Below are 16,264 nucleotides of genomic sequence, written 5' to 3' on the forward strand. Positions count from 1 at the left end.
CCATATACTCCTGATACATTCCATCAATCAGCCTGGCGACGCAGGAAAGCCGGAATATCCAAGTAGTCGAGATCGTCCTGGGTATTGAGCTTGGCTGCAGTGGCCGCACCGCTGTGGCTCTGGCGCTGTACGGTCGGGCGCTCGTAGTCCTTGTAGTTGACCGACTGCTCGCTGCGCGGCTGCGCGGCGCTCTGCTGGACAACCGGCTGGCTGACGGCGACCTGAACGGTGTTGTCGACCACCTTGACCGGCTTCTCCATGCGCGCGCCGAGGCCGGTGGCCACCACGGTGACGTGCAGTTCGTCGCGCATGTCGGGATCGATCACGGTGCCCACCTTGACGGTGGCCTGCTCGGAGGCGAACTGCTCGATGATGTTACCCACGTCGGAGTACTCGCCCAGCGACAGGTCGGGACCTGCGGTGATGTTGACCAGGATGCCGCGCGCGCCCTGCAGGTTGACGTCTTCCAGCAGCGGGTTGCGGATGGCCGCCTCGGTGGCTTCACGTGCACGGTTCGGACCGCTGGCGCAGCCGGTGCCCATCATGGCCATGCCCATCTCGCTCATCACGGTCTTAACGTCGGCGAAGTCGACGTTGATCATGCCCGGACGCTTGATGATGTCGGAGATACCGCGCACGGCGCCGGCCAGCACGTCGTCAGCCTTGGCGAAGGCGGACAGCAGGCTGGCGTCCTTGCCGAGGATGGTCAGCAGTTTTTCGTTGGGGATGGTGATCAGCGAGTCGACGCTCTCGGCCAGCGCGCGGATGCCTTCATCGGCGATGACCATGCGCTTCTTGCCTTCGAACGGGAACGGGCGGGTGACCACGGCCACGGTGAGAATGCCCAGCTCCTTGGCCACCTCGGCGATCACCGGCGCAGCGCCGGTACCGGTACCACCGCCCATGCCGGTGGTGATGAAAACCATGTCGGTGCCGGCCAGCACTTCGGCGATACGCTCGCGATCTTCCAGCGCGGCCTGACGACCGACTTCCGGATTGGCACCGGCACCCAGGCCCTTGGTCACGCCCGGGCCGAGTTGCAGCACGGTGCGCGCACCGATGTTCTTCAGCGCCTGCGCATCGGTGTTGGCGCAGATGAACTCGACGCCCTCGATGTTGCTGGCCGCCATGTGGTTGACCGCGTTACCGCCGCCACCGCCGACACCGATGACCTTGATCACCGCACTTTGTGGAATGTTGTCTACTAGTTCGAACATGATCCCTCTCCTTCCTTTCTAGTTGTAACGCCTACTGCAAATTCAGAAATTGCCTTGCACCCAACGCTTGATGCGTTCGAGTACCGGGGTTTTGCTCTCGTCCTGGTAAGGACTGCCCACCGACATGGAGGTGCCGTCGTTCTGCTTCTGCAGCCCGTACAGCAACAAACCCACACCGGTGGAATAAATCGGGTTGCGCACGACATCGGCCATGCCCTTGACGCTGTGCGGCACGCCGAGGCGCACCGGCATGTGGAAGATTTCCTCGGCCAGCTCGACCGCGCCTTCCATCTTCGCCGTGCCGCCGGTCATGACGATGCCGGCGGGAATCAGGTCTTCGTAGCCGCTGCGACGCAGCTCGGCCTGCACCAGAGTGAACAGCTCGTCGTAGCGCGGCTCGACCACCTCGGCCAGGGACTGGCGCGACAGGTCGCGCGGCGGACGATCACCGACGCTGGGCACCTTGATGGTCTCGCCGGCACCGGCCAGCTTGGCCAGGGCGCAGGCATAGCGGATCTTGATCTCTTCGGCGTACTGGGTCGGCGTACGCAGGGCCATGGCGATGTCGTTGGTGACCTGGTCGCCAGCGATCGGGATCACCGCGGTGTGGCGAATCGCGCCTTCGGTGAAGATGGCGATATCGGTGGTGCCACCACCGATGTCCACCAGGCACACGCCCAGCTCCTTCTCGTCTTCGGTCAGCACCGAATAAGCAGATGCGAGCTGTTCGAGGATGATGTCGTCGACTTCCAGGCCGCAGCGGCGCACGCACTTCTCGATGTTCTGCGCGGCATTCACCGCGCAGGTGACCACATGCACCTTGGCCTCCAGACGTACGCCGGACATGCCCAGCGGCTCGCGCACGCCCTCCTGGTTGTCGATCACGTAGTCCTGCGCCAGGGTGTGCAGCACGCGCTGGTCGGCCGGAATGGCCACCGCCTGCGCAGCGTCGAGCACGCGCTCGATGTCGGCGGGGCTCACTTCGCGATCACGAATGGCGACGATGCCATGGCTGTTGAGGCTGCGGATGTGATTGCCGGCCACGCCGACGAAGGCCGAGTGGATGCGGCAACCGGCCATCAGCTGGGCCTCTTCCACGGCGCGCTGGATCGAGGCCACGGTGGACTCGATATTGACTACCACGCCCTTCTTCAGCCCGCGCGAAGGATGAGTGCCGATACCGACGATTTCCAGCTGGCCGTCGGCCGTCACCTCGCCCACCAGCGCCACCACCTTGGAGGTGCCGATGTCCAGGCCAACGATCATCTTGCCGCTCTGCGCGCTACTCATTAGTCCTGCCTCTCCTCAATTCACTTTCTGCTCGGCCGCGGCCGGCTCCACCGGCTCGCGCCAGGCCACGGCCAGGCCGTTGGCGTAACGCAGGTCGATGCGCGCGATGTTCGCGCTCTGTTCTTTCAGTTCCCGCTCGTAGATGGCGGCGAACCGACGCATTTTTTCCACCACGTGATCGCGCCCAAGCAGGATGTCGATGCGCTGACCGCTGGCGTTCTCGGTGGCCGAGAGGAACCAGCTGCCGCGCTCGCGCAGCTGCAGCCCGACCACGGTGAAGCCCATCGGCCGCAGCAGCTGGCTGAGCATCTGGTACTGCTGCATCACCTTGGGCTGCGCCCGTTTCGGGCCGGACAGCTGCGGCAGATGCTGATAGTTGTCCAGCTCCTGCGGCGCGAATGCCTGCCCCTGGTTGTTGAGTAGCGCCTCGTCGCCCCAGCGGGCGATGGGCAGTTGTTCTTCCAGACTCACGTCGATCTGGTCCGGCCAGACGCGGCGCACCTCGGCATGGGCGATCCAGGGCATGCGCTCGAGCTCCTCGCGCATGCCGCGCAGATCGGCGCTGAAGAAGCTCGCCTCGATGAACGGCGCGATCCGCCGCTGCACCGCCTGCTGGCTGACGTAAGCCAGATCACCCTGCACGCTGATACGCGCAATCGGCCGGTCGGCGTAGGGCAGCAGACGCTGCGCGCCTTCGTAGGCGCCAAAACCCAGTCCGACCAGCAGCAGCGGCCAGAGCAGACGCCCGACCCAGGAGAAATCCGGCTTGGGCAGACGCAGGCGCATCGGCTCCTTGGCCACCAGACGGCTGGCGCCACGCGGCGCGGGCTTGCCGCGCAGCGGAGCCCTCAGCGTGTCCTGGTGACGCAAAGCCACTGTCATGACTTAACCCCTCGCCTCGACGCTGTCAGCCAGGATCGCCAGCACCAGCTGCTGGAAATCCAGGCCGGCGGCGCGCGCGGCCATCGGCACCAGGCTGTGATCGGTCATGCCCGGTACGGTGTTCACTTCCAGCAGCCAGAACTGGCCACTGGCGTCCTGCATCACGTCTGCGCGCGCCCAGCCCTGGGTGCCCACGGCCTCGCAGGCGCGCGCGGTCAGCTCTTTCAGTTCCGCCTCCTTCTCGGGAGAGAGGCCGCAGGGAATGCGGTACTGGGTGTCATTAGCCAGGTACTTGGCGTCGTAGTCGTAGAAGGTATGAGGTGTACCGAGACCAATGGGCGGCAGCACTTCACTGCGCAACACGGCCACGGTGTACTCGGGACCGGCGATCCACTGCTCGACCAGTACCTGGCTGTCATAGCGCGCGGCGTCCTGCCAGGCCGCGATCAGCGCCTCGACGCTCTCGACCTTGGCCATGCCGATGCTCGAACCTTCATGGGCCGGTTTGACGATCAGCGGGAAGCCCAGTTCGGTAGCCGCCGCTTCGCAGTCGGCCTGCGAAGTCAGCACGGCGTGACGCGGCGTCGGCAGGCCGAGGCTGTGCCAGACCTGCTTGGTGCGCAACTTGTCCATGGCCAGCGCCGAGGCGAGGATGCCGCTGCCGGTGTAGGGAATGCCGGCGCACTCGAGCAGGCCCTGCATGGAGCCATCCTCGCCACCGCGGCCGTGCAGCACGATGAAGGCGCGATCGATCTTCTCGCTGGCAAGGCGCTGCAGGAAATCATCGCCCACGTCGATGCCGAAGGCGTCCACGCCGGCCGCCTGCAGGGCGCTGAGTACGGCATTGCCGGATTTCAGCGATACCTCGCGCTCGGCGCTCTTGCCGCCGAACAGCACCGCGACGCGGCCGAAAGCCCTGGGATCGAGGCTACTGTGCAAACTCATTTCGACTCCCCCACGAACAGTGGGTGCTTGATCAGTTGCGGCGCCACCGCGCCGATATCGCCCGCGCCCTGGCACAGCAGGATGTCGCCGGCACGCAGCAGCGGCTTGAGCAGCGGCGCCAGGTCGGCACCGCGCTCGACATAGATCGGATCGAGCTGGCCGCGCTGGCGAATGCTGTGGCACATCTGCCGGCTGTCGGCGCCCGGAATCGGCTCCTCGCCAGCCGGGTAGACCTCCACCAGCAGCAGCACATTGGCTTCGCCGAGCACCTGCACGAAGTCGTCGTACAGATCGCGGGTGCGGCTGTAGCGGTGCGGCTGGTAGACCATCACCAGACGACGCTCCGGCCAACCGCCACGTACGGCCTTGATCACCGCGGCCACTTCACGCGGGTGATGACCGTAGTCGTCCACCAGCATCACGCTGCCGCCGTCCACCGGCAGTTCGCCGTAGACCTGGAAGCGCCGGCCGACACCCTGAAAACCCGACAACCCGGCGACGATAGCGGCATCGTCGATGCCTTCGTCAGTGGCGATGGCGATGGTCGCCAGGGCATTGAGCACGTTGTGATTACCCGGCATGTTCACCGACACGTCGAGCGGCTCGCAGTCCGGGCGCAGCACGGTGAAATAGGTGCGCATGCCTTCCTGACGCACGTTGATCGCACGCACGTCGGCGTCTTCGGCAAAGCCGTAGGTCACGGTCGGACGACCGACCTGCGGCAGCAACTCGCGCACCACCGGATCATCCACACAGAGCACGGCCAGGCCGTAGAACGGCAGGTTGTGCAGGAACTCGATGAAGGTCTTCTTCAGCCTGTTGAAGTCGCCGCCATAGGTACTCATGTGGTCGGCGTCGATATTGGTGACCACCGAGACCATCGGCTGCAGGTGCAGGAAGCTGGCGTCGCTCTCGTCGGCTTCGGCGATCAGGAAGCGGCTGGAGCCGAGCTGGGCATTGGTGCCGGCGGCGTTCAGACGGCCACCGATGACGAAGGTCGGATCCAGACCGCCAGCGGCGAACACCGAGGCCAGCAGGCTGGTGGTGGTGGTCTTGCCATGGGTGCCGGCCACGGCGATGCCGTGGCGGTAGCGCATCAGCTCGGCGAGCATCTCGGCACGCGGCACCACCGGAATGCGGCGCTCCAGGGCGGTGGCGACTTCCGGGTTGCTGGTGTTGACCGCGCTGGACACCACCAGCACGTCGGCCTGCTCGGCATTCTCGGCAGCGTGGCCGATGAAGATCTTCGCGCCGAAGCTTTCCAGGCGCTCGGTCACCGCCGAAGCCTTGAGGTCGGAGCCGGACACTTCGTAACCCAGGTTCAGCAGCACCTCGGCGATACCGCACATGCCCACGCCGCCGATACCGACGAAATGGATGCGGCGGATGCGGCGCATGCGCCGGACTTCGGCCTTGACAGCGGCAGGCGACTTAGCCACGCATCACCTCCTGACAGATGTCCACCACCGTGCGGGTGGCATCGGGCTTGGCCAGACGACGCGCGGTGGCGCCCATGACGTTGAGTTTTTCCAGGTGCATCAGAACCTCGGTGAGCTGCGCGGCGAGCTTGGCCGCGTCAGTGGCATGTTGCGGGAGAAGGACGGCGGCGCCCTCCTTCGCCAGGTATTCGGCGTTGCGGCTCTGGTGGTCGTCGATGGCGTGCGGCAGCGGCACGAGAAACGACGGCAGGCCGGCGGCGGCCAGTTCGCTGACGGTGAGCGCGCCGGCGCGGCAGACCACCAGATCGGCCCAGCCATAGGCGCGCGCCATGTCCTTGATGAAGGGCGCGACCTCGGCTTCGACCGCGGCATCGCGATAACGCTCCGCGGTGACCTCTGCATGCTGCTTGCCGGCCTGATGGAACACCTGCGGACGCACGTCGGCAGGAATCTGCCCCAGCGCCGCTGGCAGCAGCTTGTTCAAAGGCTCGGCGCCCAGGCTACCGCCGAGGACCAGCAATTTCGGCTTGCGCCCGACCAGCGGCTCGCGCGGCGTTTCCAGGAACAGCTCCTCACGCACCGGGTTGCCGGTGGTACGCCGTTTGTCGGAAGCGCCGAAGGTATTCGGGAAGGCCTCGCAGATGCGCGTGGCGATACGCGACAGCAGGCGGTTGGCGGTACCGGCCACGGCGTTCTGCTCATGGATCACCAGCGGCACGCCGGCCAGGCGCGCGGCCAGACCACCGGGCCCGGTGACGTAGCCGCCCATGCCCAGCACGCAGACCGGCTGCAGCTCACGCACGATGCGGCGCGCCTGCAACAGCGAGCGCAGCAGCTGGAACGGCGCCTTGAGCAGCGACAGCTTGCCCTTGCCGCGCAGACCGCTGACGTTGATCAGGTGCAGCGGCAAGCCGGCTTGCGGCACCAGCTCGTTCTCGATGCCACGCGGCGTACCCAGCCAGTGCACGCTGTAGCCGCGGGTCTGGAACTCGCGTGCGCAGGCCAGCGCCGGGAACACGTGGCCGCCGGTGCCGCCGGCCATGATCAGCACATTACCGCGCATGGGCGACCTCCTTGTTCGGCTCGGCGAAATCCTCTTCGCTGAACTCGATATCCTCGTTGCCCAGAACGTTGCGCCGCTCCCATTCGATACGCAGCAGGACCGCCAGGCTGACGCAGCAGATCACCAGCGACGAACCGCCGTAGCTGAGGAACGGCAGGGTCAGGCCCTTGGTCGGTAGCAGACCGGTGTTCACCCCGATGTTGATCAGGAACTGGCCGATCCACAGGAAGGACAGGCCATAGGCCACATAGGCCGAGAAGAACTGCTTGGCCTTCTCTGCCCACAGGCCGATGTACAGGCCGCGCACGCAGACGAAGACGAACAGCGCCAGGGTCGCCAGCGCGCCGACGAAGCCCAGCTCCTCGGCCAGTACCGAGAAGACGAAGTCGGTATGCGCTTCCGGCAGGTAGAACTGCTTCTGGATGCTGTTGCCCAGGCCGACGCCGAACCACTCGCCGCGACCGAAGGCGATCAGCGCCTGGGTCAGCTGATAGCCGGAGCCATACTGGTCGGCCCAGGGATCGGTGAAGGTGATCAGGCGCTGCAGGCGGTATTCCTGAGTCTGTACCAGGACGAACACGGCGCCGACCGCCAGGGCCACCATCAGGCCGAAGCGCAGCAGGCCGACGCCACCGAGGAACAGCATGGCCATGGCCGAACCCATCATCACCACGGTGGCGCCAAAGTCCGGCTCCAGCAGCAGCAGGCCGGCCATCGGCAGCAGCACCACGAAGGGTTTGAAGAAGCCCATCCAGCTCTCGCGCACCTCTTCCTGGCGACGCACCAGATAGCCGGCCAGGTAGACCACGACGAAGACCTTGGCGATTTCCGAGGGCTGCACGTTGAAGGCGCCGAAGCCGATCCAGCGCCGCGCACCGTTGACCTCGCGGCCGATACCCGGGATCAGCACCAGCACCAGCAGACCGAAGGCGGCCAGCAACAGCATCCAGCCGTAACGCTGCCAGAAGCTCATCGGGATCATCAGCACGATACCGGCGGAGCCGAGGCCGATGACCAGATACACCAGATGGCGAATCATGTGATACATCGGGTTGCCGGACAGCGCCGCAGCGACTTCCGAAGAGGCCGAGGTGATCATCACCAACCCCAGACCGAGCAGGCCGAGACAGCCGGCCAGCATCGGGAAATCGACGTCGAAGCCGCGACCGAGCAGCGGCGAGGGGCGAACGCGCAGGAAGGCCAGCATCAGACGAGCCCTCCCACGGCCTGGGCGAACAGGCGCCCGCGCTCCTCGAAGTTCTTGAACATGTCCAGGCTGGCGCAGGCCGGCGACAGCAGCACGGCGTCGCCGGCCTCGGCCAGTTCGCTGCTGCGCTGTACCGCTTCGTCAAGAGTGGCCACCCGCACCAGCGGCGCGGCATCGCCCAAGGCGGCGGCGAGCAGTTCGGCATCACGCCCCAGCAGCACCACCGCGCGGCAGAAGCGCGCCACCGGCGCCTTCAGCGCGGAGAAGTCGGCGCCCTTGCCATCACCACCGGCGATCAGCACCAGCTTGCCGGCGATATCCGCGCCGAGGCCTTCGATGGCCGCCAGCGCGGCACCGACATTGGTCGCCTTGGAATCGTCGTAGTAGTTCACGCCAGCGCGCTCACCGACCCACTGGCAGCGGTGCGGCAAACCGGCGAACTGGCGCAGGGTGGCGAGCATGGCCTCCATCGGCAGGCCGACGGCATGGCCGAGCGCCAGCGCCGCCAGGGCGTTGGACTGATTGTGCGCACCGCGGATCTTCAGTTCGCTCACCGGCAGCAGCGCCTCGAAGCGAAACGCCAGGCACTTCTCGCCGTTCTCTTCGAGCAGACCGAAGCGCTTGAAGTCCGGCTTGCCCAGGCCGAACTCCCAGCAGGGCACCTGATCGGCGATCAGCGGACGCGACAACGCGTCGTCGCGGTTGACCACCACCTGTCGGGCACCGCGGAAGATGCGGTGCTTGGCCAGGTGATAGGCCGGCAGACCACTGTAACGATCCATGTGGTCTTCGCTGATGTTCAGGCAGGTAGCCACTTCGGCGTTGAGCTGATCGGTGGTTTCCAGCTGGAAGCTGGACAGTTCCATTACGTACAGCTCGACATCGTCAGCCAGCAGATCCAGTGCCGGCGTGCCCAGGTTGCCGCCAACGGCAACGCGCTTGCCGGCTGCCGCCGCCATCTCGCCGACCAGGGTGGTGACGGTGCTCTTGGCGTTGGAGCCGGTGATGGCGACGATAGGCGCCTTGGCATGACGGGCGAACAGATCGATGTCGCCGGACAGCTTGACCCCGCGCGCGGCGGCTGCGGCCAGCGCCGGTTTGGAAATGGCCAGGCCCGGGCTCACATACAGCTCCGAGGCGCGGCAGAGGAACTCCACGTCCAGCTCGCCACAGCGCACTTCCACCTGCGGGTAGTCACGCTTGAGCGTTTCCAGCTCCGGCGGGTTCGCGCGCGTGTCGGCCACGGCAAAGCGCACGCCCTGCTGCGCCAGGAAGCGCACCAGGGACATGCCGCTCTTGCCGAGACCGACAACGATGCGGAACTGGTCGGAAGCGATCAGGGTCACGCTCAATTACCTCAGTTTCAGGGTGGCCAGGCCGATCAGCACGAGAATCACGGTGATGATCCAGAAGCGGACGATCACGCGTGGTTCGGGCCAGCCCTTGAGTTCGAAATGGTGGTGGATCGGCGCCATGCGGAACACACGCTTGCCGGTCAGCTTGAAGCTGGCGACCTGGATGATCACCGACAGGGTTTCCATCACGAACACGCCGCCCATGATGAACAGCACGATTTCCTGGCGAACGATCACGGCGATGGTGCCCAGCGCGGCGCCGAGCGCCAGCGCGCCGACGTCGCCCATGAACACCTGCGCCGGGTAGGTGTTGAACCACAGAAAGCCCAGGCCGGCGCCGACCAGCGCGGCGCAGAACACGATCAGCTCGCCCGAGCCCGGCACGTAGGGGATCAGCAGGTACTCGGCGAAATTCACGTTGCCCGACAGATAGCAGAAGATGCCCAGGGCGCCGCCGACCATCACGGTGGGCAGAATGGCCAGGCCGTCGAGACCGTCGGTCAGGTTCACCGCATTGCTGGTGCCGACGATGACGAAGTAGGTCAGCACCACGAAGCCGACGCCCAGGGGAATGGCGACATCCTTGAGCAGCGGCAGGATCAGGGTGGTTTCCACCGGGCTCTGCGCGGTCATATAAAGGAAGGCCGCTGCAGCCAGGCCGAACACCGACTGCCAGAAATACTTCCAGCGGCTCGGCAGGCCACGCGAGTTCTTCTCGATCACCTTGCGGTAGTCATCGACCCAGCCGATGGCGCCGAACGCCAGGGTCACGGCCAGCACCACCCACACGTAACGGTTGGACAGGTCGGCCCAGAGCAGGGTGCTGACGGCGATGGCGGTGAGGATCAGCGCGCCGCCCATGGTCGGCGTGCCCTTCTTCGACAAATGCGACTGCGGGCCATCGTTGCGCACCGCCTGGCCGATCTGACGCACCTGCAGGGTGCGGATCATCCAGGGGCCCAGCCACAGCGACAGCCCCAGAGCGGTGAGCACGCCGAGGATGCCGCGCAGAGTCAGGTACTGAAAGACCGCGAAGCCCTTGTGAAACTGTTGCAGGTACTCCGCCAGCAGCAGCAGCATTTAGTGATTCTCCCCAGATACGTCACACAGCGCCGCCACGACCTTGTCCATGGCTGCGCTGCGTGATCCCTTGATTAGTAGTGTGCTGCCGGCCTGTTCGGCGCGAAGCGCTTCGATCAGCTCGGCCTGATCGACGAAGTGACGGCCTTTTGAGCCGAACTCCTCGACCGCAAAATGCATCAGCGGGCCGACCGCATACAGCGCGTCGACCTTGCCGGCGGCATGGCGACCGACATCGCGATGACCCTGTTCGGCCCACTCGCCCAGCTCGCCCATGTCTCCCAGCACCAGAACGGTGCGACCGGAGAAGCCGGCGAGTATATCCACCGCCGCACACATAGACACGGGGTTGGCGTTGTAACTGTCATCGATCACCCGCACGCCGTTCGGCGCCAGCTGCGCTACGGCGCGGCCCTTGACCGGCTGCAGGCTTTCCAGCCCCTGGGCCATGGCGACCAACGGCATGCCCAGGGCATGGGCTGCGGCGCAGGCAGCCAGGGCATTGGCCACGTTGTGCTCGCCCAGCAGGTTGAGCTGAATGCGTACGCTGCCCGCAGGGCTGCGCAGGGTGAAGCCCTGGCAGCCGCGCTCGTCACGGGCCAGGTCGCTGCCGTGGAAGTCGGCGCGGGTATCGCGCAGGGCGAAGCTCACCAGCTGACGGCCTGCGGCACGGCGCTGCCAGGTCATGAAGGCCTTGTCATCCAGATTGAGCACGGCCACACCATCGGTCGGCAGGCCTTCGAGAATTTCACCCTTGGCCTGGACGATCTTTTCCGGGCCGCCGAACTCGCCGACGTGGGCATTGCCGGCATTGGTGATGATCGCCACCTGCGGCCGGGTCAGATTGACTGTGTAGGCGATCTCGCCGACATGGTTGGCGCCCAGCTCGATCACTCCGGCGCGGTGTTCCGGCGCCAGCTCCAGCAGCGTCAGCGGCGCGCCCAGATCGTTGTTGAGGTTGCCCCGGGTGGCCAGCACCGCACCGCTGAGGCCGGCGCGGAGAATGGCGGCGAGCATTTCCTTGACGCTGGTCTTGCCACTGGAGCCGGTCACCGCAGCCAGCGGGCCGGTGAAGGCCTGACGATTCAAAGCGCCCAGCTGACCCAGGGCCAGGCGGGTATCGGCCACCAGCAGCTGCGGCAGCGTCGCATTCGACACTTCACGCTCGACCAGCGCGGCAACCGCGCCCTTGGCAGCGACCTCGGCGAGGTAGTCATGACCGTCGAAACGCGGCCCGGCCAGCGCCACGAACAGTTGGCCGGACGTGATGGTGCGACTGTCGGTGCCCACGGCGGAAAAGGCGACATCGTCGCCGATCACACGCGCATTGAGCTGGGCAGCGACTTCACTGAGCAGCCAGGGCTTAAGCATGAGCAGCCTCCCAGGCCGACAGGGCCTTGCTCGCTTCGATCAGGTCGGAGAACGGCTGCCGCTCACCCATGATTTCCTGGTAATCCTCATGCCCCTTGCCGGCCAGCACCAGCACATCGGCGGCCTCGGCCTGGGCGATCAGCCGGGCGATGGCGTCGCCTCGACCGTGAATGAACTGCACCTGCTCAGGCGAAACGAAGCCGGCGCGAATATCGGCAACGATTTGCGCCGGATCCTCAGTGCGCGGGTTGTCGTCGGTCACCCACACCACATCGGCCAGGCGTTCGGCCACCGCCGCCATCAGCGGGCGCTTGCCGCGATCACGATCACCGCCGCAGCCGAACAGGCAGAGCAGGCGCCCCTCGACATGCGGGCGCATTGCTTCCAGCACCTTCTCCAGCGCATCGGGGGTGTGCGCGTAGTCCACTACCACCAGCGGCTTGTCGCCGCCACCGAGGCGCTGCATGCGGCCGGCCGGCCCCTGCAGCTGCGGCAGCACCTTGAGGATTTCGTCCAGGCCATAGTCCATGCCCAGCAGCGCACCGACGACCGCCAGCAGGTTGCTCAGGTTGAAGCGGCCGAGCAGATTGCTGCGCAGCATGCCTTCGCCACGCGGCGTGACCAGGCGCGCGCGCACGCCATGATCGTCGAACTGCGCCTGGCTGCAATAAAGGAAGGCACCGGCATCGCTCAGGCTGTAGCCGATCAGGCGTGAGTCGTGCGCCTGCGCAGCCAGTTCGCGGCCGAAGGCATCGTCGAGGTTGATCACCCGGCAACGCAGATTCGGCCAGGCGAACAGCTTGGCCTTGGCGGCACCGTAGGCCTCCATGCTGCCGTGGTAGTCGAGGTGATCGCGCGACAGGTTGGTGAACACCGCGATGTCGAATTCCAGTGCCGCGACGCGCCCCTGATCCAGGCCATGGGACGAGACCTCCATGGCCACGGCGCGTGCACCGGTCTGCTTGAGCAACGCGAGGGTGGCCTGCACGCCGACCGGATCGGGCGTGGTGTGCTTGCCCTGCTCCAGCGCGCCATGGAAACCGGTGCCCAGGGTGCCGACGATGCCGCAGCGCTCGCCGAGCAGGTCCAGCGCCTGCGCGAGCAACTGGCTGACACTGGTCTTGCCATTGGTGCCGGTGACGCCGATCAGGTGCAGCGCACGGCTCGGCTCGCCGTAGAAACGCCCGGCGATCGCCGAAAGCTGGCCTGCCAGCTCCTTGACCGGCACCAGAACGGCGCTGTCGGCGTGCATGGCCGGAGCGCCCTCGGCCTCGAAAGCGACGGCTGCGGCGCCACGGGCGATGGCATCGGCAATGTGAATGCGGCCGTCCTGCTGGGTACCCGGCACGGCCAGGAACAGATCCCCCGGACGCACCTTGCGGCTATCCAGGGTCAGTTCGCGAATCAGCACGCTGCTTTCGGCAACAGGCAGCAATTGGTTGAGCGGCATGGGCATCAGTTACGCCCTCCCTGGCCAGCGGCAGCCAGCTTCTGCTCGGGCAGCGGCAGATTGTCTGGCGCAATGTTCATCAAACGCAGCGAGCCTGCCATCACTCGGCTGAACACCGGGGCGGAGATCAGGCCGCCGTAGTAGGCGCCCTTGCCGGGCTCGTCGATCACCACCACCAAGGCGATGCGTGGGTCCTGGGCCGGCGCGAAACCGGCGAACAGCGAACGGTAGGAGTTGGCCTGATAGCCCTTGGTACCAACGCTGGTCTTGCGCGCCGTACCGCTCTTGCCAGCCACGTGGTAACCAGGCACCCGAGCACGCACCGCACCACGCGGAGACTCGGTCACTTCCTGCAACATGCCCTGCAGGGTCTTGGCCACGTTCGCCGACACCACCTGCATGGTGCCGGGCTTGCTGTCCACGCGAATCATCGACAGGGGCGTCATGGCCCCGCCGTTGCCCAGCGCGGCGTAGGCATGCGCCAGCTGTACGGCGGTTACCGACAGGCCATAGCCATAGGACAGGGTGGCGGTTTCGGCCTGACGCCACTGCCGATGATTGGGCAGGTTGCCGACCCGCTCACCGGGGAAACCTAGACCGGTGTCACGACCGAAGCCCAGCTTGGTAAATACTTCGAACAGCTGCGCGCCGCCAACATCGAAAGCGACCTTGCTCATGCCGACGTTGCTGGAGTTGATCAGAATACCGGTCAGATCCAGCGCCTGCCCCTGCGTGCGGGACACGTCGCGGATGCTGTAGCGGCCGATCTGCAGGGTACCGTTGCCAACCTGGACAATATCGCTGGGTTTCCAGCGGCCGGTTTCCAGCGCCGCGGCCATCGACAGCGGCTTGATGGTCGAGCCGGGCTCGAACACATCGATCATGGCGCGGTTGCGCATGGCCGCCGGGGTGAGGTTGCGCCGGTTGTTCGGGTTGTAGGTGGGATGGTTGACCATCGCCAGCACTTCACCGGTCTTGACGTCGACCATCACCAGGCTGCCGGCCTTGGCATCGTGCTCCAGCAGGGCGTTGCGCAGTTCGCGATGGGCCAGATACTGCAGACGCAGATCAATGGACAACGCCAAGGCCTTGCCAGCCTTGGCGTTCTGTGCGACCTGCACATCCTTGATCAGCTTGCCGCGCCGATCCTTGAGCACCTGGCGCTTGCCGGGCACCCCCGCCAGCCAGTCCTCGTAGGCCAGCTCCATGCCCTCGCGACCGCGGTCGTCGATATCGGTGAAGCCGACAACATGAGCGGCGACCTCGCCCGCCGGGTAGAACCGGCGAAATTCCTCGATGGCGTATACGCCGGGCACCTTCAGGTCCAGCACGCTCTGACCTTTTTCAGGAGTCAGGCCACGAACCAGGTACATGAACTCGCGCTCCTTGTTCTGCTCCAGACGCGCAGCGAAGTTGGCCGGATCCTGCCCCAGAGCGGCTGCCAGGGTCGGCCACTGCTCACGAGCGGCCTGCAGCTCCTTGCCGTTGGCCCACAGGGTGGTGACCGGGGTACTGACGGCCAGCGGCTCGCCGTTGCGGTCGGTGATCAGGCCGCGGTGTGCAGGGATGGGGATATGCCGCACGCTGCGGGCATCGCCATGCGCCTTGAGGAAATCATGGTCGAGCACCTGCAGATCGAGCATGCGCCAGGCGATGGCGCCGACCATCAGCGCCAGCAATGCCAGCACCAGGCGGAAGCGCCAGGGATAGAGTGCGCCTTCAAGACCTATCATGGTCGCACCATGCGCACGGCGGCAGGGTCGGGGATATGCATCTTCAGCTGCTCGGTGGCCAGCGCTTCGATGCGGTTGTGCGCAGTCCAGGTGCTCTGCTCGAGGATCAGCCGGCCCCACTCGGCCTGCGCCTTGTCGCGCACGCTCAGCTCGCCGTACAGCTCATTGAGCAGCAGGCGATTCCAGTGCGCGCTATAGGACACCGCCACCGCGGAAACCAGGATGGCAATGAACAACAGCAGCATCAGGAAGCTGCCGTTGGGCATGGACTTGATCAGCCGGCGGTTCACCGCAATTTCTCCGCGATGCGCATCACCGCGCTACGCGAGCGCGGATTGGCCTTGAGCTCGGCCTCACCGGCGTAGACCGGCTTGCCGATCAGTTTCAGACGCGGCTCGAAGGCTTTCGGGATGATCGGCAGGTCGCGTGGCAGCTTGTCCGCCTCGCCCTTGGCCTGACGCTTCATGAATTGCTTGACGATGCGGTCTTCCAGCGAGTGGAAGCTGATCACCACCAGACGGCCGCCCACCTCCAGCGTTTCCAGCGCCGCCTCGAGGCCGCGCTCGAGATCACCAAGCTCGTTGTTGATGTAAATGCGGATGCCCTGGAAGGCACGGGTCGCCGGGTTCTTGCCCTTTTCCCAGGCCGGGTTGGCCTCGGTCAGCACCTTCGCCAGATCGGCGGTGCGGGTGAACGGCTGCTCGGCGCGGCGTTGCACCACGGCACGCGCCATGCGCTTGGCGAAACGCTCCTCGCCGTAATCCTTCATCACGCGGGCAATTTCATCTTCGTCCGCAGTGGCGATCCAGTCGGCGGCACTGACGCCGGCGCCGGGATTCATGCGCATGTCCAGCGGGCCGTCATTGAGGAAACTGAAGCCACGCTCGGGATCGTCCAGCTGCGGCGAGGACACGCCGAGATCGAGCAGGATGCCGGAGACCCGGCCGGAAATGCCGCGGACAACCGCCTCGTCGCCGAGTTCCGCAAAACTGCGCTGCACAACGACAAAGCGGCCGTCTTCGGCCGCCAATGCTTCCCCGGTGGCTATCGCCAGGGGATCCTTGTCGAACCCCAGTAGCCGCCCACCCGGCCCGAGCTTTTGCAGGATCAGCCGGCTGTGCCCACCGCGCCCGAAGGTGCCATCCATATAGCAGCCATCAGCGCGCACGGCGAGCCCCTCGACGGCCTCGTCGAGCAGCACGGTGATATGGCGCAGGGTGCTATCGGTCATG

General features: G+C 65.9%; 14 protein-coding genes. All 14 read right to left on the reverse strand.

All coding sequences use genetic code 11. The features are described from left to right. Positions 1 to 23: 23 nt before the first annotated feature. The 14 genes from ftsZ to rsmH are packed head-to-tail and all read right to left on the reverse strand — an operon-like array spanning position 24 to position 16,263. Positions 24 to 1,217, reverse strand: a complete 1,194-nt coding sequence (gene ftsZ / locus BLS61_RS03110) for a cell division protein FtsZ (protein ID WP_090427192.1) — start codon at positions 1,215 to 1,217, stop codon at positions 24 to 26. A gap of 42 nt (positions 1,218 to 1,259) precedes the next feature. Continuing rightward, the gene (gene ftsA, locus BLS61_RS03115) at positions 1,260 to 2,507 is read right to left on the reverse strand and encodes a cell division protein FtsA (RefSeq protein WP_090427196.1); all 1,248 of its coding nucleotides are present in this window, start codon (positions 2,505 to 2,507) and stop codon (positions 1,260 to 1,262) included. Between the two features lie 15 nt (positions 2,508 to 2,522). Then, the gene (locus BLS61_RS03120) at positions 2,523 to 3,389 is read right to left on the reverse strand and encodes a cell division protein FtsQ/DivIB (RefSeq protein ID WP_090427198.1); all 867 of its coding nucleotides are present in this window, start codon (positions 3,387 to 3,389) and stop codon (positions 2,523 to 2,525) included. 3 nt (positions 3,390 to 3,392) lie between these two features. Beyond that, entirely contained in the window at positions 3,393 to 4,334 is a 942-nt protein-coding gene (locus BLS61_RS03125) for a D-alanine--D-alanine ligase (RefSeq protein WP_090427201.1), read from the reverse strand. Next, positions 4,331 to 5,731: a UDP-N-acetylmuramate--L-alanine ligase gene (gene murC / locus BLS61_RS03130; RefSeq protein WP_244157906.1), complete on the reverse strand. Its 1,401-nt coding sequence runs from the start codon at positions 5,729 to 5,731 to the stop codon at positions 4,331 to 4,333. Before murC ends, BLS61_RS03125 begins: the two co-directional genes overlap by 4 nt. 34 nt (positions 5,732 to 5,765) lie before the next feature. After that, positions 5,766 to 6,836 carry an undecaprenyldiphospho-muramoylpentapeptide beta-N-acetylglucosaminyltransferase gene (murG, locus tag BLS61_RS03135; protein ID WP_090427209.1) on the reverse strand — a complete coding sequence of 357 codons (1,071 nt, stop codon included), beginning with the start codon at positions 6,834 to 6,836 and terminating at the stop codon, positions 5,766 to 5,768. Further along, complete coding sequence (gene ftsW / locus BLS61_RS03140) at positions 6,826 to 8,043, reverse strand: putative lipid II flippase FtsW (RefSeq protein WP_090427212.1); 1,218 nt, start codon at positions 8,041 to 8,043, stop codon at positions 6,826 to 6,828. The genes murG and ftsW overlap by 11 nt, the downstream gene beginning before the upstream one ends. Next, a complete protein-coding gene (gene murD, locus BLS61_RS03145; RefSeq protein WP_394328128.1) occupies positions 8,043 to 9,395 on the reverse strand; it encodes a UDP-N-acetylmuramoyl-L-alanine--D-glutamate ligase in 1,353 nt (450 codons plus the stop codon). Before murD ends, ftsW begins: the two co-directional genes overlap by 1 nt. Then, on the reverse strand, positions 9,396 to 10,478 hold the full coding sequence (mraY, locus tag BLS61_RS03150; protein WP_024307026.1) for a phospho-N-acetylmuramoyl-pentapeptide-transferase: 1,083 nt from the start codon (positions 10,476 to 10,478) through the stop codon (positions 9,396 to 9,398). It abuts the gene before it with no gap. After that, a complete protein-coding gene (locus BLS61_RS03155; RefSeq protein ID WP_090427215.1) occupies positions 10,479 to 11,849 on the reverse strand; it encodes a UDP-N-acetylmuramoyl-tripeptide--D-alanyl-D-alanine ligase in 1,371 nt (456 codons plus the stop codon). Then, entirely contained in the window at positions 11,842 to 13,305 is a 1,464-nt protein-coding gene (locus BLS61_RS03160) for a UDP-N-acetylmuramoyl-L-alanyl-D-glutamate--2,6-diaminopimelate ligase (protein ID WP_090427218.1), read from the reverse strand. Before BLS61_RS03160 ends, BLS61_RS03155 begins: the two co-directional genes overlap by 8 nt. Beyond that, positions 13,305 to 15,032 (reverse strand): peptidoglycan D,D-transpeptidase FtsI family protein, encoded by a 1,728-nt coding sequence (locus BLS61_RS03165; RefSeq protein ID WP_090427222.1) that lies wholly within the window; start codon positions 15,030 to 15,032, stop codon positions 13,305 to 13,307. Before BLS61_RS03165 ends, BLS61_RS03160 begins: the two co-directional genes overlap by 1 nt. Continuing rightward, a complete protein-coding gene (ftsL, locus tag BLS61_RS03170; RefSeq protein ID WP_090427225.1) occupies positions 15,029 to 15,322 on the reverse strand; it encodes a cell division protein FtsL in 294 nt (97 codons plus the stop codon). The genes BLS61_RS03165 and ftsL overlap by 4 nt, the downstream gene beginning before the upstream one ends. Next, positions 15,319 to 16,263, reverse strand: a complete 945-nt coding sequence (gene rsmH / locus BLS61_RS03175) for a 16S rRNA (cytosine(1402)-N(4))-methyltransferase RsmH (RefSeq protein ID WP_090427228.1) — start codon at positions 16,261 to 16,263, stop codon at positions 15,319 to 15,321. The genes ftsL and rsmH overlap by 4 nt, the downstream gene beginning before the upstream one ends. Position 16,264 lies beyond the last annotated feature (1 nt).

Source organism: Ectopseudomonas guguanensis (assembly GCF_900104265.1).
Classification (GTDB): domain Bacteria; phylum Pseudomonadota; class Gammaproteobacteria; order Pseudomonadales; family Pseudomonadaceae; genus Aquipseudomonas; species Aquipseudomonas guguanensis.